This is a genomic window from Segnochrobactrum spirostomi (assembly GCF_009600605.1).
In the GTDB taxonomy this organism is placed as follows: domain Bacteria; phylum Pseudomonadota; class Alphaproteobacteria; order Rhizobiales; family Segnochrobactraceae; genus Segnochrobactrum; species Segnochrobactrum spirostomi.
In genome coordinates, this window is record NZ_VWNA01000001.1 from 3,427,797 (window position 1) to 3,448,669 (window position 20,873).

21 protein-coding genes are annotated in these 20,873 nt (G+C 69.2%); 12 read left to right on the top strand and 9 right to left on the bottom strand.

Features of this window, described 5'->3' with window-relative positions; translation table 11 throughout:
• Nucleotides 1-12 precede the first annotated feature (12 nt).
• Nucleotides 13-507, bottom strand: a complete 495-nt coding sequence (locus F0357_RS15480) for a Tat pathway signal protein (RefSeq protein ID WP_153483868.1) — start codon at nt 505-507, stop codon at nt 13-15.
• Between the two features lie 538 nt (nt 508-1,045).
• On the opposite strand from F0357_RS15480, the gene F0357_RS15485 reads away from it, so the two are divergent.
• The 8 genes from F0357_RS15485 to F0357_RS15520 all read left to right on the top strand — a co-directional run bounded on the left by F0357_RS15485 (nt 1,046) and on the right by F0357_RS15520 (nt 7,996).
• Nucleotides 1,046-2,875 carry a peptidoglycan L,D-endopeptidase MepK gene (locus tag F0357_RS15485; RefSeq protein WP_153483877.1) on the top strand — a complete coding sequence of 610 codons (1,830 nt, stop codon included), beginning with the start codon at nt 1,046-1,048 and terminating at the stop codon, nt 2,873-2,875.
• 262 nt (nt 2,876-3,137) lie between these two features.
• Nucleotides 3,138-3,311, top strand: coding sequence for an aa3-type cytochrome c oxidase subunit IV (locus F0357_RS15490; protein ID WP_246161484.1), 174 nt, complete (start codon nt 3,138-3,140; stop codon nt 3,309-3,311).
• A gap of 138 nt (nt 3,312-3,449) precedes the next feature.
• On the top strand, nt 3,450-4,583 hold the full coding sequence (locus F0357_RS15495) for a Re/Si-specific NAD(P)(+) transhydrogenase subunit alpha (protein WP_153483879.1): 1,134 nt from the start codon (nt 3,450-3,452) through the stop codon (nt 4,581-4,583).
• Nucleotides 4,584-4,597: 14 nt separating this feature from the next.
• Nucleotides 4,598-5,074, top strand: a complete 477-nt coding sequence (locus F0357_RS15500; RefSeq protein ID WP_153483881.1) for a proton-translocating transhydrogenase family protein — start codon at nt 4,598-4,600, stop codon at nt 5,072-5,074.
• 10 nt (nt 5,075-5,084) lie between these two features.
• Nucleotides 5,085-6,479, top strand: coding sequence for an NAD(P)(+) transhydrogenase (Re/Si-specific) subunit beta (locus F0357_RS15505; protein WP_153483884.1), 1,395 nt, complete (start codon nt 5,085-5,087; stop codon nt 6,477-6,479).
• 102 nt (nt 6,480-6,581) lie between these two features.
• A complete protein-coding gene (locus F0357_RS15510; RefSeq protein WP_153483887.1) occupies nt 6,582-7,157 on the top strand; it encodes a DUF4142 domain-containing protein in 576 nt (191 codons plus the stop codon).
• Between the two features lie 167 nt (nt 7,158-7,324).
• Nucleotides 7,325-7,585, top strand: coding sequence for an AbrB/MazE/SpoVT family DNA-binding domain-containing protein (locus F0357_RS15515; protein WP_208948366.1), 261 nt, complete (start codon nt 7,325-7,327; stop codon nt 7,583-7,585).
• A gap of 6 nt (nt 7,586-7,591) precedes the next feature.
• The gene (locus F0357_RS15520) at nt 7,592-7,996 is read left to right on the top strand and encodes a type II toxin-antitoxin system VapC family toxin (RefSeq protein ID WP_208948367.1); all 405 of its coding nucleotides are present in this window, start codon (nt 7,592-7,594) and stop codon (nt 7,994-7,996) included.
• A gap of 10 nt (nt 7,997-8,006) precedes the next feature.
• On the opposite strand, the gene F0357_RS15525 is transcribed toward F0357_RS15520, so the two are convergent.
• From F0357_RS15525 to F0357_RS15535, 3 genes are read right to left on the bottom strand one after another with little or no spacing between them, the layout of a single operon-like run.
• Nucleotides 8,007-9,323 carry a heterodisulfide reductase-related iron-sulfur binding cluster gene (locus F0357_RS15525; protein ID WP_153483895.1) on the bottom strand — a complete coding sequence of 439 codons (1,317 nt, stop codon included), beginning with the start codon at nt 9,321-9,323 and terminating at the stop codon, nt 8,007-8,009.
• A 14-nt stretch (nt 9,324-9,337) separates the two neighbouring features.
• Nucleotides 9,338-10,585 (bottom strand): glycolate oxidase subunit GlcE, encoded by a 1,248-nt coding sequence (gene glcE, locus F0357_RS15530; RefSeq protein ID WP_153483902.1) that lies wholly within the window; start codon nt 10,583-10,585, stop codon nt 9,338-9,340.
• Between the two features lie 13 nt (nt 10,586-10,598).
• Nucleotides 10,599-12,095: an FAD-linked oxidase C-terminal domain-containing protein gene (locus F0357_RS15535; protein WP_153483905.1), complete on the bottom strand. Its 1,497-nt coding sequence runs from the start codon at nt 12,093-12,095 to the stop codon at nt 10,599-10,601.
• A gap of 136 nt (nt 12,096-12,231) precedes the next feature.
• On the opposite strand from F0357_RS15535, the gene F0357_RS15540 reads away from it, so the two are divergent.
• Nucleotides 12,232-13,152 carry a LysR family transcriptional regulator gene (locus tag F0357_RS15540; RefSeq protein WP_153483908.1) on the top strand — a complete coding sequence of 307 codons (921 nt, stop codon included), beginning with the start codon at nt 12,232-12,234 and terminating at the stop codon, nt 13,150-13,152.
• Between the two features lie 369 nt (nt 13,153-13,521).
• Here the strand turns inward: F0357_RS15540 and F0357_RS15545 are convergent, their stop codons facing one another.
• A complete protein-coding gene (locus tag F0357_RS15545) occupies nt 13,522-14,487 on the bottom strand; it encodes a hypothetical protein (protein WP_153483910.1) in 966 nt (321 codons plus the stop codon).
• A 165-nt stretch (nt 14,488-14,652) separates the two neighbouring features.
• Between F0357_RS15545 and F0357_RS15550 the strand changes: the two genes are divergently transcribed.
• On the top strand, nt 14,653-15,267 hold the full coding sequence (locus F0357_RS15550; RefSeq protein ID WP_312861714.1) for a LysE family translocator: 615 nt from the start codon (nt 14,653-14,655) through the stop codon (nt 15,265-15,267).
• 3 nt (nt 15,268-15,270) lie between these two features.
• On the opposite strand, the gene F0357_RS15555 is transcribed toward F0357_RS15550, so the two are convergent.
• Together F0357_RS15555 and F0357_RS15560 are read right to left on the bottom strand one after the other, a co-directional pair.
• Nucleotides 15,271-16,368 carry an ATP-dependent DNA helicase gene (locus F0357_RS15555; protein ID WP_312861614.1) on the bottom strand — a complete coding sequence of 366 codons (1,098 nt, stop codon included), beginning with the start codon at nt 16,366-16,368 and terminating at the stop codon, nt 15,271-15,273.
• Between the two features lie 212 nt (nt 16,369-16,580).
• Entirely contained in the window at nt 16,581-16,844 is a 264-nt protein-coding gene (locus F0357_RS15560) for a YMGG-like glycine zipper-containing protein (RefSeq protein ID WP_153483917.1), read from the bottom strand.
• Between the two features lie 446 nt (nt 16,845-17,290).
• Here F0357_RS15560 and F0357_RS15565 point away from each other — a divergent pair, with 446 nt between their 5' ends.
• Nucleotides 17,291-17,494 (top strand): cold-shock protein, encoded by a 204-nt coding sequence (locus F0357_RS15565; protein WP_153483920.1) that lies wholly within the window; start codon nt 17,291-17,293, stop codon nt 17,492-17,494.
• A gap of 385 nt (nt 17,495-17,879) precedes the next feature.
• Here the strand turns inward: F0357_RS15565 and F0357_RS15570 are convergent, their stop codons facing one another.
• On the bottom strand, nt 17,880-18,479 hold the full coding sequence (locus tag F0357_RS15570) for a histidine phosphatase family protein (RefSeq protein ID WP_153483924.1): 600 nt from the start codon (nt 18,477-18,479) through the stop codon (nt 17,880-17,882).
• An 87-nt stretch (nt 18,480-18,566) separates the two neighbouring features.
• Nucleotides 18,567-19,385, bottom strand: a complete 819-nt coding sequence (fabI, locus tag F0357_RS15575; RefSeq protein ID WP_153483934.1) for an enoyl-ACP reductase FabI — start codon at nt 19,383-19,385, stop codon at nt 18,567-18,569.
• Nucleotides 19,386-19,619: 234 nt separating this feature from the next.
• Between fabI and F0357_RS15580 the strand changes: the two genes are divergently transcribed.
• Nucleotides 19,620-20,828, top strand: a complete 1,209-nt coding sequence (locus tag F0357_RS15580) for an AGE family epimerase/isomerase (RefSeq protein ID WP_208948368.1) — start codon at nt 19,620-19,622, stop codon at nt 20,826-20,828.
• Nucleotides 20,829-20,873: the final 45 nt, after the last annotated feature.

The following is a 20,873-nucleotide window of genomic DNA, read 5'->3' on the forward strand; positions in this document are numbered from 1 at the left end:
AGGCGATCCGCGTCAGCGGACGAACGGCACCTCGGGGGCGCGCGAGGCGGTCTGAACCCGGTCGAGGCAGATGCCCGCGGGAGCCTGCGCCGCCTCGTCGCAGGTCATCACGTCGTTGAGCAGCACCTTGCCGACCCGGTCGCAGGGGACGCCGGCGAGGTCGAAGAGCTTCACGATCGTCTTGGAGGCGGCGATCGGTGCGGTCTCGACGGCGAGCCGCTTCTCGACGACGCCGTCGCGTCCCATCACGAACAGATCGAGCTTCAGCGTCTTGATCGCCGGCCCCTTGGCATTCTCGATCAGGAAATAGACCCGGCAGCCGTTCGGCTGAGCCTCGAGCTTGTTGAGTTCGATCCGCACCGGCGCCGTCTGCGCTTCGGTGGCAAGGGCGGAGTCTGGCGCGAGCGCGGCCGTCGCGATCCACCATGCGGAGGCGAGCAGGGTCGCGCCGTGGCGCATCGGACGATGCTGAGGGTGGCGGTGGTCCCGCGGCTCTTTTCTGCGCATTCGTCAAGACTCCGTCCCGAAAGCGGCCGCTGCGTCTGGCTGGCCCGCTGTGCGGCCCGACCGGCCGCCGTGCCTGCGTCGCCGAGTGGCGGCCGTAGCCGCAAAGGCTTTCGTTCAGGCGTTTTCCGCCCGCGACGCATTCGCAAACTGTAATCGCTGCGAGCGATTGTCAAGAACGGGCGAAATGTGAACTGTTGAACTGGATTTTAAGTATAGAAATTCTAGAAAGGAACACCCACATCAGGCTGGATAAGTTCCAATCTGTGGTGACGACTTTGTACCTGTTCCAGAACGTCATGCCCGAAGGGCGGTGCTGCCGGGTTTCGCAAGGGGCTTCAAAAGAGCCTCGCGGGATGCATAATCGCAACGCTTTCCAACAACCCTTCGGTACGGTAAACGCTCTTTAAAGGGTTCCGGTGTATCGAGCGGTGACGGGGCTTGCGGCGCGTCGGCGTCGCCCGGGAGACGGTACAGCTAAGTGAACCAGATAACGCGACAGATCGTGAGGCTCGCCAAAAGCCGCAAGGCGGCGGTGGCCATGCTCTCTGCGCTGGCCTTCTCGGGGCTGGCGGCGACTGCCGGGGCGGCCAAGGCCGAGACCCGGACCCTGCGGCTTTATTTCGTCCACACCGGCGAGTCCGCGACCATCACCTTCAAGCGCGACGGCAAGTTCATTCCCGCCGGCCTGCGCCAGCTCAACCAGTTCCTGCGCGATTGGCGCCGCAACGAGTCCACTCGCATGGACCCGGCGCTGTTCGACCTGATCTGGGAGATGTACCAGAAGACCGGCTCCCGCGAAGTCATCCACGTGGTTTCGGCCTATCGCTCGCCGGCGACGAACAACATGCTGCGCAGCCGCACCCGCGGCGTCGCGAAGAACAGCATGCACACCTACGGCAAGGCGATGGACTTCTTCCTCCCGGACGTGCCGTTGGCGCGCATCCGCGAGACTGGTCTTCACCTGCAGATGGGCGGCGTCGGCTTCTATCCGACCTCGGGCCAGCCCTTCGTTCACATGGATACGGGTCCCGTGCGCTATTGGCCGCGCATGACCTATGACCAGCTCGCCCGGGTCTTCCCCGACGGCAAGTCGATGTATCTGCCCTCCAACGGCAAGCCGCTGCCGGGCTATGAGCAGGCGGCGGCCGAGTACAAGGTCCGCAAGGAGGCCGAGTTGCGTTCGGTCGCCTCGATCTCCGGCGGCGGTGGCGGCGGCAATAATGGTGGTGGCTTGTTTGCCTTCCTCGGCAACGCCTCCTCCGCCGCGCGCTCGGCCGGCGGCGACGACAGCGGCATCGTCCGCCCGGCGCCGGGCAAGGGCAAGACGCTCCTCGCTGCAATCTTCGGCGGGGCCGACGAGGAAGAAGACGGCGCGAACACGAGTGACGAGGGCGGCGGCGCGCCGGCCCCGGTCAAGGCGCCGGCAGCGGCCCCCGCGCCGGCGACGGCCGCCAATTCGCTGCCGGGCGTCAATCTCGAGGCGGCACCTCCGCCGGTCGGAACCGCCGCGGCGGCCGCGCCGCCCTCGGCGCCCGCCGACGAGGGCAACGGCGCGCTCGACCAGCCGAAGATCGTTCCGGTCGTGGCGCCGCCCAAGCCCGCTTCGCTTCCGTTCGCCACCTCGCCCGAGCCGGTCGGCACCGGCACCGGCGCGGCCGTCGCCGTGGCGACGCCGCCGCAGAAGCCGGCTGAAGCCCAGGCCGACACCGCGACCGACGTCGCGAGCGCCGATACGTCCGATGATCCCGCGCCGGCTCCGGTCGCCGCCAACGTGCCCCTGCCGCTCGCCGCGCCCCGCGCCGAGGAGGCGCCCGAGCCGACCGCTGTCGCCTTCAACTCGGACGAGATGCCGCGCGCCAAGCCCGCGGTCTCGTTCGACCCGGTCATCGCGAGCGCCGACACCGGCGATGCGCCGCCGCCGCCCGCGCTCGGCTATGCCGGCGGCGCCGACCCGACGCTCGCCTCGGGCTATGGCGGCGATGTGCTCGCCGAGACCGCGCGCTCGATGTTGCGTCGCGGCCAGAACGGCAGCCATTCCGGCATGACGGCACTGCCGGCGAGCCGCCCGGCCTTCCCGCCGGAGGACATGCCCGTCGCCGTGCTCTCGCCGAACGATCCGTTCGTCGGCTTCGGCGGCGCCGCCGGCCTGCCGGACCGTCAGGACCCCAAGGTGCTGGCGAACGACCAGACCGTACGTTCCGCCTCCTTCGCGCCGATGAGCGCGCCGGATCGGGATTCGATGCCGCAGCTCCTCTCCGCCGAGCCGAGCTCGGGTGTGACGAGCTTCTCGACGGCGAACGTGACATCGCCCGACATCGATCACTTCTCCGGGTCGTCGAACCCGCCGATGACGGCGTCGCTTCCGTAAAAATTCGTCCGACATTGCGCCATCTCAACGCCCGCCGCTCTGGCGGGCGTTTTGTTTGGCGGGCCGGGGCGCGGCGAAATCCTCCCCTGCGATCGCGCTCGAAAGCACGCGTCACGGTGGCGCACGGCATTTGAACCGATGCGACATGGCGTTGCCGGTCGCCGTCCCGAAGGTTACAACGCCATGAGGGAAGAAAAGGCTTCCGGTCCGTTCCGCGCCCTGCGGCCGAGGCCGGCTGCCGCAAGTGCCAAGGATGACAAAAATGGCGCACGGAGACGACCACGCCGCGGGCTATTACGAGGCGACGCCGGACCACATGTCGGCGATGGATTACGCCGCCCACGAGGCGACGTACCGCCATTTCCTGGGGCTCGCGAAGTGGGGGGTCATTTTCTGCGTCGTCCTCCTCGCTCTCATGGGCTTCTTTCTGACCTGACACCGCCGTCCGTGCGGACGTCCACGCGCGTGGCGCGCCCCTTGCGCCGCGCCCCTTTGTTGCGGCCTGGCGCAGGCATTCTCTTGCGCAAGTATCCTTGGGTGCGGGGCTGCCGGCTCCGCCGAGCGGAGTTGATCAATGAGGATCGCTGTTCCTCGTGAAGTGGTCGAGGCGGAACCGCGGGTCGCGGCGACGCCCGACACGGTGAAGCGTTTCACCGCTCTCGGCGCCACCATGGTGATCGAGACCGGTGCCGGCGTCGCCTCCGGTATCCCCGACGGCGACTACGAGGCGGTTGGTGCGGTGATCGCCCCCGATGCCGCAGCGGCCTATGCCGACGCCGACGTCGTGCTCAAGGTGCGGCGCCCGAGCGCCGCCGAGATCCCGCTCCTCAAGCGTGGCGCGACCGTGGTGGCGATCCTCGATCCCTACGGCCAGACCGAGGCGCTCAAGGCGCTCGCGGAGGCGGGGCTCAATACCTTCGCCATGGAGCTGATGCCGCGCATCACCCGCGCCCAGGTGATGGACGTGCTGTCCTCCCAGGCGAACCTCGCCGGCTACCGCGCCGTCATCGACGCCGCCGCGGAATATGATCGCGTCCTGCCGATGATGATGACGGCTGCCGGGACCGTTCCGGCCGCTCGCGCCTTTGTGATGGGCGCCGGCGTCGCCGGCCTCCAGGCGATCGCGACCGCCCGCCGCCTCGGCGCCGTGGTGACCGCGACCGACGTGCGCCCGGCCGCCAAGGAGCAGGTCGAGTCCCTGGGCGCAAAGTTCGTCGCCGTCGAGGACGAGGAGTTCAAGCAGGCCGAGACCGCGGCCGGCTATGCCAAGCCGATGTCGGCCGAATATCAGGCGAAGCAGGCGGCTTTGGTCGCCGAGCACATCAAGAAGCAGGACATCGTCATCACCACCGCGCTGATCCCCGGGCGTCCCGCGCCGCGGCTCGTCAGCGCTGAGATGCTCGCGTCGATGAAGCCGGGCTCGGTCGTCGTCGATCTCGCGGTCGAGCGCGGCGGCAACGTCGAGGGTTCGGTCGCCGGCGGCGTCACCAAGATCGGCGCGGTGAAGGTCATCGGCTACGCCAACGTTCCGGGCCGCGTCGCCGCCTCGGCCTCGCAGCTCTACGCCAAGAACCTCTACGCCTTCGTCGAGACGCTGATCGACAAGGCGCAGAAGGCGCTCGCGATCAATTGGGACGACGAACTCGTCAAGGCCACCCTCATCACCCGCGACGGCGCGGTGGTGCACCCGGCCTTCCAGGCGGCCTGACGGAGGAGATCCAGATGAGTGATGCTGCTGATCAGGCGCGCGCGGCGGCGGAAGCCGCACGGGCCGCCGCCGACCAGGCTCGCGCCGCCGCGGATACCGCGCAAGCCTATGCTGACCAGATCGCCCACGCCGCCGCTGGCGGCGGCCCCCTCGACACCATCGGCCACGCGGTACACGCGGCGACCGGCGGCGTCGTCGACCCGTTCGTGTTCCGCCTCGCGATCTTCGTGCTCGCGATCTTCGTCGGCTACTACGTCGTGTGGTCGGTCACGCCGGCTTTGCACACGCCGCTGATGGCGGTGACGAACGCGATTTCCTCGGTGATCGTCGTCGGCGCGCTGCTCGCCGTCGGCGTCGATCTCTCGGTCGGCGCGGGAGCCTGGTGGGCGCGCGGCCTCGGCTTCCTCGCCCTCGTCATGGCCTCCGTGAACATCTTCGGCGGCTTCCTGGTGACGAGCCGCATGCTCGCCATGTACCGCAAGAAGAGTTGAGGACGGTCCCATGAACGCCAATCTCTCGGCCGTCCTCTACCTCGTCTCGGGCGTCCTGTTCATCCTGGCGCTGCGCGGCCTGTCGAGCCCGGCGACCTCCCGCCGCGGCAACCTGCTCGGCATGGTCGGCATGGCGATCGCCATCGTCACCACGCTTGCGGTGGCGCGGCCGTCGCTCGGCTCGATCGCGCTCATCGTGCTGGCGCTCGCCATCGGCGGCGGCATCGGCGCGGTCACCGCCCGCCGCATCGCGATGACGGCGATGCCGCAGCTCGTCGCCGCCTTCCACTCGCTCGTCGGCCTCGCCGCGGTGTTCGTGGCGGCGGGCGCGCTCTATGCGCCGGAAGCCCTCGGTATCGGCGATCCGGGCTCGATCCACCACCAGGCGCTGATCGAGATGAGCCTCGGCGTCGCCATCGGCGCGATCACCTTCACGGGCTCGGTCATCGCCTTCCTGAAGCTCAACGGCAACATGTCGGGCAAGCCGATCCTGCTGCCGATGCGCCATGCCATCAACGCCGGCCTCGCCATCCTGCTCGTGGTGCTGATCTCCGTTCTGGTCGGCACCGAAAGCCACGGCGTGTTCTGGCTGATCGTGCTGGTCTCGCTGGTGCTCGGCGGGCTCATCATCGTGCCGATCGGCGGCGCCGACATGCCCGTCGTCGTCTCGATGCTGAACTCCTATTCGGGCTGGGCGGCGGCCGGCATCGGCTTCACGCTGGGCAACACCGCGCTCATCATCACCGGCGCCCTCGTCGGCTCGTCGGGCGCGATCCTCTCCTACATCATGTGCAAGGGGATGAACCGCTCGTTCATCTCGGTCATCCTCGGTGGCTTCGGCGGCGAGACCGCCGGCGGCCCGGCCGGGGCGAAGGAGAGCCGGCCGGTCAAGCAGGGCTCGGCCGACGACGCCGCCTTCATCATGAAGAACGCCTCGAAGGTCATCATCGTGCCGGGCTACGGCATGGCGGTCGCCCAGGCGCAGCACGCGGTGCGCGAGCTCGCCGACAAGCTGAAGGCGGAAGGCGTCGAGGTGAAGTACGCGATCCATCCGGTCGCGGGCCGCATGCCGGGCCACATGAACGTGCTGCTCGCCGAGGCCAACGTGCCCTACGACGAGGTGTTCGAGCTCGAGGACATCAACTCGGAATTCGCCCAGGCCGACGTCGCCTACGTGATCGGCGCGAACGACGTGACGAACCCGGCCGCGAAGACCGACCGCTCGTCGCCGATCTTCGGCATGCCGATCCTCGACGTCGAGAAGGCGAAGACCGTGCTGTTCATCAAGCGCGGCATGGGCTCGGGCTATGCCGGCGTCGAGAACGAGCTGTTCTTCCGCGACAACACGATGATGCTGTTCGGCGACGCGAAGAAAATGACGGAAGAAATCGTCAAGGCGTTGTAAGACGTGCGTGGCAATCTCGGGCGGTCGCAAGCCGCCCGAGAGCCTGAGGGGCGACGATTTCGTGCGGTTCGCTCGGTGCAGCCGCCATTGGGGTTTCAAAAGATGAACAAATTCGCGATCTCCGCCGCGGCGCTCGTGCTCGCCGGCGCCGTTTCGACCGGAGCCTATGCGGACTCCATGACCGGCCACGCCGCCATGCAGCACAGCGGCGCCGCCATCAACCTGCCGGCGATCCCGACGCCCTCGACGAAGGACTTCGTCGACACCGCCGCGGCCGCCAACGGCTTCGAGATCGCCTCGAGCGAACTCGCGCTGAAGAAGACGCACTTCCCGCCGGTCGCTTCGTTCGCCAAGCGGATGGTCCACGACCATACCGCGATCGGCAAGGCGTTCGTCGCGACGCTGAAGAAGTCCGGCACCGGCCTGACGCCGCCGGCCGGCCTCGGCCCGGACCTCGACAAGGTGATGGCCCGCCTCAACGGCGAAGTCGGCGTGACTTTCGAGCGCGACTACATCGCGGTCCAGACCAAGGGCCACGAGGCCGCCTATCAGCTCTTCTCGGCCTATGCGAAGGGCGGCGAGAACGCCCAGTTCCGCGCCTTCGCCAAGAAGACGCTGCCGATCATCGAGATGCACCTGAAGATGTGCTACGCGCTGCAGAAGGTGAAGCTCTCCTGATCGGAGCCTCCGCTCGAAGCTCTCCGGATCGGAGCCTCCGCTCCCCGTCGCAACGCCCGGCCTCGTGCCGGGCGTTTTCGTTTCGGGGTAGCGCCGAACCAGGAGCGAGCCGCGCGATTGGGACGTGACGCCGCATCATGATATCGTGCGGGTTGGAGGTCCTTCCGATGACCGAGATCAAGATCGACCGATGGGGCCGTGGCCTCGCGATTACGCTTCCCGAGGACGTCGCTCGGGAGTTCGGTCTCGCTGCCGGACAAATCCTCGAAATCGAGAGCCGCGAGGGCGAACTTCTGCTGCGCCGCGCGGGCCGTGCCTCGGACGCGGGCAACACGACTGTCGCCGACGAAATCCTGCAGGCTGCGCGCGGTCGTCGGCTGGGCGGTGTGGCGCTGCGCGACCTCATCGGGGATGGGCGGCGGACGTGAGCCTGGGTGCTGGACGCTTCGATTGCGCTGTCCTGGCTCTTCGAAGACGAGTGGACGGACGCCGGTCGAACCGTTTTGTTGCAAGTATCGGCCGAAGGCGCGTTCGTGCCGTCAATTTGGCATCTGGAGGTCGCGAACGGCCTCAGGAGTGCGGTTCGTCGGGGGCGCTGCGACGACGCCTATGTCGGCGAGAGCCTCGGCCGCCTCGCGCGGCTTCCGCTGGTTGTCGACGGTCTTACCGCGACGCAGGCCTGGGGCGCGACGCGGGATTTGTCGAGCCGTCATCAACTGACGCCCTACGATGCGTCCTATCTGGAGCTGGCCCTGCGGCGGGGGCTTGCCTTGGCATCGTGCGACAAGCGCATGATCGAAGCCGCAACCCGAGAAGGCCTGAACATCTTCGCCGCGTAATCCCCCGCCCTCAGGCCATCCCCGCCGGGGCCGCGCCGCCATAGGCCCAGTCGAGCAGTTCGACGGTGTGGACGATCGGGGTCGGGCCGGCGGCGAGTTGGGTCATGCAGCCGATATTGCCGGTCGCGATCACGTCGGGGGTCACCTTGGCGATGTTCGCCAATTTGCGGTCGCGCAGGCGCTCGGCGATGGCCGGTTGCAGGATGTTGTAGGTGCCGGCCGAGCCGCAGCAGAGGTGGCCCTCCGGCACGTCCTTGACCACGAAACCGGCCTTCGTAAGCAGCGCCTTCGGCTCGCGGCCGATCTTCTGCCCGTGCTGCATCGAACAGGCTGAATGGTAGGCGACGACGCGGCCGTGCCCGCGCTCAGGCGCGCCGAGGTCGGCGCTGTCGAGGATCTCGGTGACGTCGCGGGCGAGGGCGGCGACGCGGCTCGCCTTCTCCGCGTAGGCGGGATCCTGCGCGAACAGGTGGCCATAATCCTTGATGGTCGTGCCGCAGCCCGAGGCGGTGACGACGATGAAATCGAGCCCATCGCCGTCGATCTCGCGCATCCAGGCATCGATGGTCTGCCGCGCCGTCTCCCGGGCGGCGGCGTCGCGGCCCATGTGGAGCGTGAGCGAGCCGCAGCATTCCTCGCCCGCGACCTCGACCACGTCGTAGCCGGCACGGGTGAGGAGGCGCGCCGCGGCGGCGTTGATGCCGGGGGCGAGCACGGCCTGCGCGCACCCCTGGAGGATCGCGACCCGCCCGCGCCGCGGGCCGTTCGCCGGCGCGACCCGCGACCGCCCGCGGGGGCGCGGGGCCGGCGTCGGCAGCGTCGCCGGGCCGAGCTTCAGCATGGCGGCGACCGGGCGCAGCGCCGGTGCGCCCGCCGCAGCGCGCGCGATCAGGCCGCGGAACGGGGCGGCGAGGGCGCGCATCGCCAGCGCCGCGCGGAAACGCTCGCGGTTCGGCAGCACGTTGGCGATGAGGGCACGCATCAGGCGGTCGGCGAGGGGCCGTCGCCACGTCTTCTCGACATGCTGGCGGCCGATGTCGATCAGGTGTTTGTAATCGACGCCCGATGGGCAGGTCGTGGTGCAGGACAGGCACGACAGGCAGCGGTCGATGTGGAGCGCGTCCTCCCGCGTTGCGGGGCGATCCTGCTCCAGCATCTCCTTCATGAGGTAGATGCGGCCGCGCGGGCTGTCGAGTTCGTCGCCGAGGAGCACGAAGGTCGGGCAGGTCGCGGTGCAGAAGCCGCAATGCACGCACTTGCGCAGGATGTCGTTCGCCTCGGCAGTGGTCGGGTCGGCGAGCTGAGCGAGCGAGAAGTTGGTTTGCATGGGCGTTCGCTCTCTCAGGCGGCGTCGAGCACGGCGGCGGGGGCGTGCATGCGGCCGGGATTGAGGAGGCCGCGGGGATCGAAGGCCGTGCGCAGCCGGTTCGACAGGGCGGCGAGGCCGGCCGGTTGCGGCTCGAAGACGGGGACGCGGGACCGCGTCGCCTCGGGCGCGCGGACGAGGGTGGCGTGGCCGCCGCCGGCCGCCGCCACCAGGCGCCGCAGGCGGAGCGCATGGGCGTCGTCGGCGAGCGCGAGCGCGATCCAGACGAGCCCGCCGGCCCAATCGTAGACGACCTCGGGCGCGAGGCCGTCCGCGGCGAGCGCGGCGACGAGGTCCGGACCGGCGGTCGGCGCCACGGACACCCGCCAGACGAGATGGGAGTGCGGCACCCTGGGCGCCGCGCCGTCTCCCGCCGCGCAGAGCGGGGCGACGTCGCGGACCGCGCGCCAGAGCGCGGTGGATGCGTCCGCCTCGAGCCGCTCGCAGCCGGCGCCGATCCGCTTCGCCAGATGATCGAACCGGGCCGCGACGGAGGAGGGGATGCCTTCGAGGCGGATCGCCGTCGCGGCGCGATCGAAGCCGAGCCGCCGGGCCGACGCCTCGGGCAGGTGCGCCGCGCCGGAGACGTCGGCGGGTGATCCCATGGCTTCGGCGAGGACGCGCACCGCGGCGTCGTCCGCGAGGCCGGGAACCACGAGAGTCGCCTCGGTCTCGGCCTTCGGCAGCACCTTGAAGGTGATCTCGGTGAAGACGGCGAGGGTGCCCCAGGAACCGGCGAGCCCGCGTGGCAGGTCGTAGCCTGTGACGTTCTTCACCACGCGGCCGCCGGCCTTGAAGATCTCACCGCGCCCGGACACCGCCTCGATGCCGAGAACGTGGTCGCGCGCGGCGCCGGCGCGGATGCGGCGCGGGCCGGAGAGGTTGGCGGCGAGGACGCCGCCGAGGGTGCCACGCCCGGCGGGTAGGCCGAGCAGCGGGCCGTAATCCAGAGGGTCGAATGCGAGCTCCTGGTGGCGCTCGGCCAGCAGCGTCTCGATTTCGGCGATCGGCGTGCCGGCGCGGGCGGAGAGCACCAGTTCATCCGGCTCGTAGAGCGTGATTCCGGCGAGGGCGGAGAGGTCGAGCGTGCGCGCGGCGGCGACCGGCCGGCCGAGGGCGCGCTTCGAGCCGGCGCCGACCACCTCGATCGTGGCGTCGGCGGCGAGCGCGTCGGCGATCGCGACGCGCACGGCCTCGGGATCGCGGGGGGAGAGGATCGTCATCGGGCGCCCGTCCTCAGAACCGCGGAATGTCGGGATGCGGCAGGGCGCCGCCATGGACGTGGAGGCGGCCCAGTTCGGCGCACCGGTGCAGTTCGGGGAAGACCTTGCCCGGATTGAGCAATTGCTTCTCGTCGAAGGCGCACTTGACGCGCTGCTGCTGCTTGAGGTCGTCCTCGCCGAACATCGTGCCCATCAGGTCGCGCTTCTCGACGCCGACGCCGTGCTCGCCGGTCAGCACGCCGCCCACCTCGACGCAGAGCCGCAGGATGTCGGCGCCGAAGGCTTCCGCGCGTTCGAGTTCGCCGGGGATGTTGGCGTCGTAGAGGATGAGCGGGTGCAGGTTGCCGTCGCCGGCGTGAAAGACGTTCGCCACGCGAAGGCCGTGGGTCTGAGAGAGTTCGCCCATGCGGCGCAGCACCAAGGGCAGGGCGGCGCGGGGAATGGTGCCGTCCATGCAATAATAATCGGGCGACAGGCGGCCGACCGCCGGAAATGCTGCCTTGCGCCCGGCCCAGAACGACAGCCTTTCCGCTTCGCTCGTCGAGAGCCGGCACTCGGTCGCGCCGTGGGTGTTGGCGATCGCCTCGACGCGGACGAGGAGGTCGGCGACCTCGACCGCCGGCCCGTCCAGTTCGACGATGAGGAGCGCCTCGACGTCGAGCGGATAACCGGCGTGCACGAACGCCTCCGCCGCCGCGATCGCCGGCTTGTCCATCATCTCCATGCCGCCCGGGATGATGCCGGCGGCGATGATCGCGGCGACCGCCGCCCCGGCCTGCTCGCTCGACGGAAAGCCGATGAGCGCGGCGCGCGCCGTCTCCGGCTTCTGGAGGATGCGCACGGTGACCTCGGTGACGACCGCGAGCAGCCCCTCGGAGCCGACCATCAGGCCGAGCAGGTCGTAGCCCTCGGAATCGAGATGGCGGCCGCCGATGCGGACCACCTCGCCGGTCATCAGCACCATTTCGAGGCCCAGCACGTTGTTCGTGGTGAGCCCGTATTTCAGGGAATGAACCCCGCCCGAATTCTCCGCGACGTTGCCGCCGATCGAGCAGGCGATCTGGGAGGAGGGGTCGGGGGCATAGTAGAAGCCGCGCTCCTCGACCGCGCGGGTGATGCCGAGATTGGTGACGCCCGGCTGCACCACGGCGACGCGGTTCGGAAAATCGACATCGAGGACGCGGTTGAACTTCATCATCGAGAGGAGCACCGCGTCACCGAGCGGCAGCGCCCCGCCGGAGAGCGAGGTGCCGGCGCCGCGCGGCACCACCTTGATTCCCTCGGCGTGACAATAAGCCAGCACCCGGGAGACCTGATCGACGGTCTCGGGCAGCACGACGACCATCGGCATCTGGCGGTAGGCGGTCAGCCCATCCGATTCGTAGACGCGCATCGACGTCGGATCGGCGACGACCCCCTCGCCGGGCACGATCGCCCTGAGGGCGTGGACGATCCCGTCGCGGCGCGCGAGCACCGCGCGGTCGAGGTCCGGCATCACGAGCCCGGTCATGGTCGTCCGTTCGCTCCCTCGGGCGGCGATCTCAGGCAGGCGCGCCGCCGCTCTCGCTCCGTGCTCCCGGATTATGGCACAGTCGTTGCCGACTCAAGGACATCGCGGGCGAAGCGCCTGTTCCGGCGAAGCGAAAATGGACCTGACCGATCTCGAGATCTTCGCCCGCGTGGTCAATGCGGGCAGCCTGTCGGCGGCGGGGCGGGAGATGGGCCTGTCGCCTGCGGTGGTGTCGAAGCGCCTGCGCAAGCTCGAGGACCGGCTCGGCACCCGGCTGATTCAGCGCACCACCCGGCAGATCGCGCTCACCGAGGCCGGGCAGGGCTTCTACGAGCGCGTGGTCGCCATCATGGCGGCGGTCGGCGAGGCGGAGGCCTTCGTCACCCGCCGCTCGGACCGCGCCGAGGGACTGCTCAGGGTCTCGGCCCCGACCTCGTTCGGGCGCATGCACGTCGCCCCCCATCTCGGGCCGTTCCTCGCCGCCCATCCCAACCTCTCGGTCGATCTCGATCTCTCGGACGAGTTCGTGGACATCGTCGGCGAGGGCTTCGACGTGGCGATCCGCATCGGCGAGCTCGACGATTCGAGCCTTGTCGCGCGCCGTCTCGCGGACGTCCACCGGGTGTTGTGCGCCGCGCCTGGCTATCTCGACCGCGCCGGCCGGCCCGACGGCGTCGCGGCGCTCGCCCGCCACGTCTGCCTCGCCGCCCGCCACCAGGACCCGTGGCGGCTCGAAGGGCCGGAGGGGCCTGTCGTCGTGCGGGCATCGGGGCCGATCGCCACCAATTCGAGCGAGGTGGTGCGCGAGGCGGTGATCGCCGGGCTCGGCATCGCGCTCCGCTCGACCTGGGACGTCGGCGCCGAACTGTCCGACGGCCGGCTCGAGATCGTGCTGCCGGCCTTCCGAGGCTCCCGGCGGGTCGCGGTGCATGCAGTCTATCCGAGCCGCACCTTCCTGCCGGCCAAGGTGCGCCTCTTCATCGACCACCTCGCCGTGCTCTATGCCGAGCCCTATTGGGACCGCGGGCTCGAGGCGGTTCTTTCCGGCGGCGGATAGGGGAGGCAGATGACCGGCCCCTCCCTTCTCCCCGCAGGCCGGGAGAAGGTGGCCCGATAGGGCCGGATGAGGGGTCCCTTAATTCGTCGCGCTCTCCGATAACTTATTCAGTGTTATAAGAAATTCCCCTCATCCGCCCCTTCGGGGCACCTTCTCCCCAGAGGGGCGAAGGAAGGGGCGGCGACCCTGGGGCGGTGTCGAAACCACGAGCCGCGAACGCTGGGTCCGCCGCCCCTGGGTCCCCGCCACAAGGGCGGGGATGACGACGGAGGGGGAGTGGGTTGTCGCCGGCAATGCCCTTTCGCACACGGGCCGGAACTCGCCCAGCGAACCTCCCGCCCGCCGGCGGCTCGCCTTCAATTCGCCCCCTCACTGATCGTCAGCGACCTTGAAGAATTTCCAGGTGCCGTCGGGCGCGATGCCGACCTTGAAGAAAAGGTACTCGTCGTAGGCCCGCATCTCCTCGACGTCGGTCGCGGTGAGGATGCGGTAGAGTTCCACGAGCTGCGGCGGCGTCAGCTTTTCGATCGGCACCTCGGCGAAATAGGGCCAGACATACATTTCGTCCGGCTTGCCGACGTTGATGTGCACCCAGCCGGTCTCCAGCAGATCGGTCAGGATGGCGAGCACCTCGCGGCCTTCCGGGTCGCCCGATTGGGACTTCAGGTAGGCGACCGGATCGGCCGGCTTCTCTTTGCCGAAGGAGGGGGCGACCTTGTTCGCGGCGATGACGTCCTTGAGCTTGCCGATGTCCCCGGTCTTGGCGGCGTCGAGCAGCGCCTGGCGCGTCTTCGCCACCGCGGGCGGCAGGCCGTCGGCGCCGTAATGGATCTCCGGGATCGGCTTGTTCGGGTCCTGCGGCCGGCCGGCCGGCGCGTTGGCGCCCTCGTCGGGCTCTTCAGACTGCGGCGCGACGTCGGGGGAGGGCGCGTCGGGCGAGGCTGGTCCCGGCTCGACGGCTCCGGGGTCGACGGCTCCGGGGTCGGCGGGCTCGGGCGAGAGCTTCTCTCCGCCGAGCGCGGGGCTCTCGCCGAAGCCCGGCCGGGTGTCGCCACCGGTCGAGGGCGGGGTGCCGAGCACGGCCGTCTCGGTGCCGGCGGCCGCGGCGGCGAGGCGCACCAACGGCACCGATCCGTCCCGCGCGCGCCGCGCGTCCTTCATCGTCCAGGCGAGGGCATGGGCCGCCGCCGAATCAGGGGCGGCGGTGATGCTCGTCGTAGCGGCGGCGTTCGATGAGTCGGCGGCCCAGGCGGACTGCGGCGCCAGGGCCGCGGCCGGTCCCAGCCCACAGGCCAGTCCGAGCCCGATGAGCGTGCGTGCGGACAAACGATACATGGCAGGCTCGAAGCTCCCGGGTCAGGTGCCGCATTCTAGCGTCCGCGCCGTGCGTCGGAAGGCGGAAAAAACCGTCTCCCACGGTTGTCGCGACCCGCCGCATCTTCTATGGCTCGGGCGGGCGGCCGGAGCCCACGTGAGCGAAAAGGAACGACCTTGTTGGATGTGGGTCTGGTGGCGACGGGCTTCGTGATCGGCGTCGTCGCGACGGCACCGGTCGGCCCCGTGAACATCATGACGATCCAGCGAGCGTTCCGGCACGGCTTCTTCGCCGGGCTCTCGGCCGGCATCGGCGCGGTCATCGCCGACGCGCTCTACGCCTCGCTCGCCGCGTTCGGCGTTACCGCGGTCTCGACCTTCATCACCGACCACGTGCGGATCATCCAGGTGATCGGTGCCCTGGTGATGTTCTGGTTCGGCTGGCGCATCTACCGCACCCATCCCCACCTCAACGACCGCAACGACACCGGCGGCGGGCTCTTCTCCGGCATCCCGACCGCCTTCCTGCTGACGATCACCAATCCCGGTGCGGTGTTCGGCTTCATCGCGCTGATCGGCGGGCTCGGCGATCTCGCGCCGGCGCCCGGGGATTGGCTCGGCGCGCTGCAACTCGTCGGTGGCCTCGTCGTCGGCAGCCTGAGCTGGTGGATGCTGATCGCCGGGCTCGTGACGATGTTCCGCTCGCGGCTCGACGATCGCTGGCTCGAGCGCATCAACCACGCGGCCGCGGGATTGTTGTTCGTCTTCGGCGTGGTCGTCCTCGTGCGCGCCTTCCTCTGAGGCTCACAGGACGACGGTGATCGCCTTCGCCGCCCGGGTGAGCCCGGTATAGAGCCAGCGCGCGCGGTCCTCGCGGAAGGCCCGGCTCTCGTCGAACAGCATGATGCGGTCCCACTGCGAGCCCTGCGCCTTGTGGACGGTGAGGGCATAGCCGTAGGTGAACTCGTCCATGAAGCGGATCTGCTCCCAGGAGAGCTCGCCCTCGCGCCCCTCGAAGAACAGGGGATGGACCGCAACCTTGACGCGGCGCTTCGACGAGCCGGCATCTTCCGGCGTGATCTGCATCTTCACGGCGTGCTCGGTGGCGCCCAGGACCTCCTTGACCGACCAGACGCCGCCGTTGAGGAGCCCCTTCTGGCGGTTGTTGCGGAGGCAGACGAGCCGCTCGCCGGCTGCCGGCACGGCGCCCTGGAAGCCCTTCAGGGCGCGCAGGCGGCCATTGTAGAGGTGGCGCGTGCGGTTGGTGCCGACGAGAACCTGATCGGCGCCGAGCACGTCCTCGGGATCGAGTTCGTCGCGGCCGATGACCCGGCTCGCCCCGTAGGTGCCGCGCGCCAGCGACCGCCCCTCGCGCACGTCGAGGGACAGGCGGATGATCGGGTCGTCCTTGGCCTGACGATGGACCTCGGTCAGCATCACGTCCGGCTCTTCGCGGGTGAAGAAGCCGCCGCCGCCCACGGGCGGAAGCTGGGCCGGATCGCCGAGCACCAAAACCTTGGAGCCGAAGCTCAGGAGATCGCGCCCGAGCGCCTCGTCCACCATCGACACCTCGTCGATGATGACGAGATCGACCTTGCGGATGGAGCTGTCCTTGTTGAGGACGAATTTCGGAGCGCCGTCGTTCTCGTCCTCGAGGCGGTAGATGAGGGAATGGATGGTCGCCGCGCCCTCGCAGCCGCGTGCCTGCATCACGAGCGCGGCCTTGCCGGTGAAGGCGGCATAGGCGACGTCCCCGCCGACATCCTCGGCGAGGGTGCGGGCGAGCGTCGTCTTTCCCGTTCCGGCATAGCCGAACAGGCGGAAGACCTGGGACGATGGATCGCGCATCCAACGGGCCGCGGCCTTGAGCGCGGCCTCCTGCTGGGGCGACCATTCCGGCACGGTGGCGATGGGAGCATCTCCTCACGGCCGGCGAACCGGGACGGGAGGTCCGCGGCGATTCCGGCAGGGGGAACAAAAGCGGACCACGCGGCAAAAGAAAAGAGGCTCCGTGATGGGAGCCTCCGGGTCTTCGCTCGGGCCTGTCCGTTTTCCCTCCCTCGCGCGCCACCCTCCCGCGCAGGGCGGGAGGGTGTCCGCGTTCGGCTCCGCCGTCAGCAGGTCGTCTGGTAGGCGCGGCCGTAGGCGTCGTAGGCGGTGCAGGTCTTCGGCGCGGTGGCGGCGCCGATCGCCGCGCCGCCGACGCCACCGATCGCCGCACCGGTCAGGGCGCCGCCCGCGTTGCGGGTCACCAGAGCGCCGGTGGCGGCGCCCGCCGCGGCACCGATGGCGCCGCCGGTGACGGCCCGATTGCTCTGTTCCGAGGTGCAGGCTGCGGCCATCAGCGAGAGAGCCGCGACCAGAATGAGCTTGCGCATGGCGAATTCCTTTTCTGTCCGATCGCATCCGGCGCGCGCAGCCGCACGTCGCCCGACACTACCCGCCCGTTTCCCTAAAGCCGCGACGGGGCGGCTCGGTTCCCCACGCCGCGATCGATACCGCGAGCGATGTCGCGATCGATCACCCCCTGTCCCTTGCCCGGGCTGAAATGGAGGCGAATGCAAGAAGTCCCACAAACTGTTCTGAATTCAGCGATCTCAGCGACCGAAGGTGCTTCGCTTGGGCGGTTTAACACGTCGGTTGACTTGATCGCAGTCGAATATAATCTCGTGTTGCGATCCGTTCTCCGGCCTGCCACGTGCGTGCCTCTGTGAGGGGCGACGCGGTTAAAGCCTACCGCGGAACTGCAGACCCGCTGGCGTTCGGGCGGTCCTCCCGGGCTTTCCGCGTCGGCACGATCAGACGACCCCTTGAGGAGATCGACATGGCTACCGGGACCGTGAAGTGGTTTAATGCGCAGAAGGGATACGGCTTTATTCAGCCGAGCGACAATTCGCGCGACGTCTTCGTGCACATCACCGCGCTGCAGCGCGCGGGCATCGCCAATCTCGTGGAAGGGCAGAGGGTCACTTACGAACTCGTGACCGAGCGCGGCAAGACTTCGGCCGGCAACCTGCGCGTCGGCTGACGCTCCGGCACCGGGTCTTCAGGGGGATATCCCCGCTCCACGATCATCCTCGGATCGCTCTCGAGGACCCTGGAGCCGCGAGCGTCGCACGCGGCCGCCTCGGGTGAATTGACCGCGACGTGTCCGGCTTGAGGTCGGGCCGGTTTGTTCGGCGGCTATTCCGGCGCCGCCGCGAGGGCCGCACGGCCGCTGCCTCCACGCTCCGGGCGACGCCAAGTGCGCCAAGGGAGAGCGCTCCGAGCCGCTGCTCGTCGAGCCCCGCGCCCACTTCGCAGCACGATGAAACGAGACCACCCCGCACCGGGCCGTCAGGGGGCGTCTGGTGTACGGCGCTCCGTCGGGGGCGTTCAGCCTCTCCGATCGGACGTCGCGCGGAGCCGCCTGCTCAGAACCAGGACGCGCCGTCGTCGCCGTAACGGAAGACCTTGTCCTGCGGCACCGGCAGGTTCGGCTGGTCGGCTGGGGCGACGCCGCGCAACAGCCCTTCGAGAACGCGCTGCACCCCGCCGTGGGAGACGAGCACCGTGTCGTGCTCTACGGTCTTGAGCCAGTGGCCGACCCGCGCCGACAGCAGGGCATAGCTCTCGCCGCCCGGCGGTACGAACCCCCACTTGTCGGCCTTGCGCGCCGCGGCGCCTTCCGGGTCGCGCGCCTTGATCTCGTCGAGAGTGAAGCCTTCCCAGGTCCCGAACGTCACCTCGCGCACCGTGGGCTCGATCCGATAATCGGAGGGATCGAGGTGGAGCGTGTCGCGGATGATCTCCATCGTCTCGCGGGAGCGGGACAGGGGGGAGGCGATCCAGTCGAGATCTTCCGGATCGATTCGGTGCTGCTCGAAATAGCCGGCGAGGGCGCGGCCGTTGCGCGCCGCCTGGCCGCGGCCGGTCGGGTTGAGGGGAATGTCCTGCTGGCCTTGCAGGCGGCCTTCTGCGTTCCAGTCCGTCTGCCCGTGGCGGACGTGGATCAGGGTGAAGCCGCCGAGCATAGGAACCTCGCTGGAGGGAAGGCCGTGCGATCGGGCGCGGCGTGGGGGCGGACCGCGACCGGCCGGCCCCACGCGTGCCCGCCGAAATCAGTCCTTCAGGACGGAAATGTCCGGCGCATCGACGGCCTTCATGCCGACGACGTGATAGCCGGAATCGACGTGGTGGATCTCGCCGGTCACGCCGCGCGAGAAATCGGAGAGGAAATAGACGCCCGCATCGCCGACCTCTTCGGTCGTCACCGTCCGGCGCAGCGGCGCGTTGTACTCGTTCCACTTCAGGATATAGCGGAAGTCGCCGATGCCGGAGGCAGCCAGCGTCTTGATCGGGCCGGCCGAGATGGCGTTGACGCGGATGTTCTTCGGGCCGAGATCGGCCGCGAGATAACGCACACTCGCCTCGAGCGCGGCCTTGGCGACGCCCATGACGTTGTAATGCGGCATCCACTTCTCGGCGCCGTAATAGGTCATGGTCAGGATCGAGCCGCCGTCCGTCATCAGCTTCTCGGCGCGCTGGGCGACCGCGGTCAGCGAATAGCAGGAGATCAGCATCGTGCGGGAGAAATTGTCCGCACTGGTATCGACGTAGCGGCCGGTCAACTCGTCCTTGTCGGAAAACGCGATGGCGTGGACGAGGAAGTCGAGCCGGCCCCAGCGGGCCTCGATCTCGGCGAACACGGCGTCGATGGTGGCCGGGTCGGTCACGTCGCAATGGCCGGCGATCAGGCCGTCGATCTCGGCGGCGAGCGGCTCGACGCGCTTCTTCAGGGCGTCGCCCTGGTAGGTAAGCGCGATCTCGGCGCCGTGCGCATGGGCGGACTTGGCGATGCCCCAGGCGATGGACCGGTTGTTCGCGACGCCCATGATGAGGCCCCGCTTGCCGTGCAACAGCCCGTGCGTCTCCGCCATGTCAAATCACTCTCTTCAAGGCTCTATTACCCGTACCGGGTCGGCCTCCTATGGCACAGCGGTCAATGCCCTTCAAGCCGCGGCCCCGCATGCCGCCCCCCGTCACGCCCGCCCGCGCCGGGGGGCGGTGGACGCCGTCGACCGCCCGGTCTGGACCGGCTGCGCGAGAAAGCCTATTGAGCGGGCACCGAACCGGGCGGCGATCAGCCCCGGCGGCACCTGGGAGGAGCCCCCTTGTCCACGCTCACCGCGAATCCCGATTTCGCCTCGGCCGACTTCCTCAAGAGCCACATCCGCCAGACCCTCGACTTCTATTTCCCGCGGGCGATCGACCGCGAGGCGGGCGGCTTCTTCAACGCCTACGCCGTCGACGGCACCATCTACGACCGCCATGTCCGCCACATCGTCGGCATGACGCGCTTCACCTACATCGCCTCGGTCGGCACCGCGCTGTTCGACGATCCCGTGCTGCGCGGCGCCGTCGATCACGGCCTGGATTTCCTGGAGACGGCCCAGCGCGACCCGGTCTCGCGCGGCTATGCGTGGGCGCTGCGCGACCGCACCGTCGTGGACGGCTCGCTCAAGGCCTACGGCCACGCCTTCGTCCTGCTCGCCCATTCGATCGCCGCCCGCCTCGCCGGGGCGAAGGGCGCCCGCATCGCCGATGTCGCCGACCTCATCGTCGACCGCTTCATCGAGGGGCCGGAGCAACTCGCCCTCGAGGCTTACGATGCCGGCTGGACGAACCCGGACACCTATCGCGGCCAGAACGCCAACATGCACCTCTGCGAGGCCATGATCGCGGCCTACGAGGCGACCGGCGACAAGGCCTATCTCGACCGCGCCGCCCACATCGCGCGGCGCATCGCGATCGACTTCCCGGCCGACAACGGCGGCTTCATCCACGAACATTTCACCAGCGACTGGAAGGTCGACCGCGAGGCCGCCCGCCGCGCCAACGACCACACCTTCCGCCCCGAGGGCTTCCAGCCCGGCCACCATGCGGAATGGTGCAAGCTACTCCTCACCCTCTACCGGCTGACCGGCGAAGAGATCTACAAGACCCGCTCCGTCGAGATCTTCGATCTCGCGGTCGCCCCGTTCTGGGACGAGGCCCGCGGCGGCGGCTTCTACTATACCTTCGACGAGGCCTTGCAGCCGATCGACAAGGACAAGCACCACTGGCTCGTCTCGGAGGCGTTCTCGGCCGCCTTCCTGCTCTACAAGGCGACCGGGGAAGCGCGCTTCCTCGACTGGTACAACAAGATTTGGACCTGGACCTGGGCCCACATGATCGATCGCGAGCGCGGCGGCTGGTATGTCCGCGTCGACGAGAACAACCAGCGTTATCCGGACGATCCGAAGAGCCCGCCCTACAAGACGGACTACCACGCGATCTCGAATTGCTACGAGGTCCTGCGCGCCCTCGGCGCGGCCGAGTAGGTCTCGGGTCTCCCGGGCCGCGCGGTGCGACCGGCGGGCGGCGTT

What these genes read in the sequence shown, in the direction of transcription:
- F0357_RS15480 (WP_153483868.1), bottom strand. Translation starts at nt 507, where the DNA reads ATGCGCAGAAAAGAGCCGCGGGACCACCGCCACCCTCAGCATCGTCCG.
- F0357_RS15485 (WP_153483877.1), top strand. Translation starts at nt 1,046, where the DNA reads ATGCTCTCTGCGCTGGCCTTCTCGGGGCTGGCGGCGACTGCCGGGGCG.
- F0357_RS15490 (WP_246161484.1), top strand. Translation starts at nt 3,138, where the DNA reads ATGGCGCACGGAGACGACCACGCCGCGGGCTATTACGAGGCGACGCCG.
- F0357_RS15495 (WP_153483879.1), top strand. Translation starts at nt 3,450, where the DNA reads ATGAGGATCGCTGTTCCTCGTGAAGTGGTCGAGGCGGAACCGCGGGTC.
- F0357_RS15500 (WP_153483881.1), top strand. Translation starts at nt 4,598, where the DNA reads ATGAGTGATGCTGCTGATCAGGCGCGCGCGGCGGCGGAAGCCGCACGG.
- F0357_RS15505 (WP_153483884.1), top strand. Translation starts at nt 5,085, where the DNA reads ATGAACGCCAATCTCTCGGCCGTCCTCTACCTCGTCTCGGGCGTCCTG.
- F0357_RS15510 (WP_153483887.1), top strand. Translation starts at nt 6,582, where the DNA reads ATGAACAAATTCGCGATCTCCGCCGCGGCGCTCGTGCTCGCCGGCGCC.
- F0357_RS15515 (WP_208948366.1), top strand. Translation starts at nt 7,325, where the DNA reads ATGACCGAGATCAAGATCGACCGATGGGGCCGTGGCCTCGCGATTACG.
- F0357_RS15525 (WP_153483895.1), bottom strand. Translation starts at nt 9,323, where the DNA reads ATGCAAACCAACTTCTCGCTCGCTCAGCTCGCCGACCCGACCACTGCC.
- glcE (WP_153483902.1), bottom strand. Translation starts at nt 10,585, where the DNA reads ATGACGATCCTCTCCCCCCGCGATCCCGAGGCCGTGCGCGTCGCGATC.
- F0357_RS15535 (WP_153483905.1), bottom strand. Translation starts at nt 12,095, where the DNA reads ATGACCGGGCTCGTGATGCCGGACCTCGACCGCGCGGTGCTCGCGCGC.
- F0357_RS15540 (WP_153483908.1), top strand. Translation starts at nt 12,232, where the DNA reads ATGGACCTGACCGATCTCGAGATCTTCGCCCGCGTGGTCAATGCGGGC.
- F0357_RS15545 (WP_153483910.1), bottom strand. Translation starts at nt 14,487, where the DNA reads ATGTATCGTTTGTCCGCACGCACGCTCATCGGGCTCGGACTGGCCTGT.
- F0357_RS15560 (WP_153483917.1), bottom strand. Translation starts at nt 16,844, where the DNA reads ATGCGCAAGCTCATTCTGGTCGCGGCTCTCTCGCTGATGGCCGCAGCC.
- F0357_RS15565 (WP_153483920.1), top strand. Translation starts at nt 17,291, where the DNA reads ATGGCTACCGGGACCGTGAAGTGGTTTAATGCGCAGAAGGGATACGGC.
- F0357_RS15570 (WP_153483924.1), bottom strand. Translation starts at nt 18,479, where the DNA reads ATGCTCGGCGGCTTCACCCTGATCCACGTCCGCCACGGGCAGACGGAC.
- fabI (WP_153483934.1), bottom strand. Translation starts at nt 19,385, where the DNA reads ATGGCGGAGACGCACGGGCTGTTGCACGGCAAGCGGGGCCTCATCATG.